The sequence below is a fragment of the Pseudomonas lactucae genome, from assembly GCF_016937615.1.
GTDB classification, from domain to species: domain Bacteria; phylum Pseudomonadota; class Gammaproteobacteria; order Pseudomonadales; family Pseudomonadaceae; genus Aquipseudomonas; species Aquipseudomonas lactucae.
This window is the reverse complement of the sequence record NZ_JAFHKI010000213.1, coordinates 1-764: the sequence shown is the minus strand read 5'-3', so window position 1 is coordinate 764 and position 764 is coordinate 1. Positions and strand designations below refer to the sequence as shown.

Below are 764 nucleotides of genomic sequence, written 5' to 3'. Positions count from 1 at the left end.
CCATTGTCATGCTCGTAGGACGTCGGCTCATCGTCCCCCGGAAACAACGCCACCAAACGTCCGGCGTCGTCGTATTGATACGCCGTCACCGCGCCCAGCGGATCCTGCTCGACCGTCAGCCGGCCTTTAGCGTCGTAGGATTTAAAATGCTGGGCACCGTCTGGATCAACACGCTGCACCAATCGTGCGCGGTCATCGTGGACATACACTTCCTGGCTGCCATCGGCGTTATGCACGTCCACACGGCCGTCATCACCCCAGACATACCGCGTATCCATCTGCGAAAAACTGGCCCAGTGCCGGACACAGCGTGCCGCTTTACCGGAGCGTTCCCATTCCCAAAAGAAGCTCGCACCACCGGCCAGTCCACGCTCCAGAATGACGTGCTGCTCGTCGTACCGATAAACCTCACTTTCGCCTACCGCATTGGTCGCTGAAACGAGTCGGCCCAAGTCGTCATAGGCGTAGGAAACAACGCTCTGCTCCATCACCCATTCGTAAGGCTCATACCCCTTGGCCCGCTGAACCTGGTAATCCACCGCCACAATGCGGCCCAGCTCATAACGCAAACACAACGAGCGGCCGACGCCGTTATCCAGCCGCTCAATGCGCCCCGTAAAATCCCGGGCAATCCGCAGCCGGTTGTCATACGCATCGCTGATCGAGACCAGCACACCGTCGCGAAAGTGATAAAACCGCGACGCCTGGGCCAGCACTAACTCATCCGGTGAAGACCCCAAATAAATCGCCGCTTCGGCCAGGCT

At 59.2% G+C, this 764-nt stretch carries 1 pseudogene; it reads right to left on the bottom strand.

The annotated features are described in order from the left end of the window. Positions 1-764, bottom strand: a pseudogene (locus tag JWR98_RS28300) (type IV secretion protein Rhs); the annotation flags it as partial.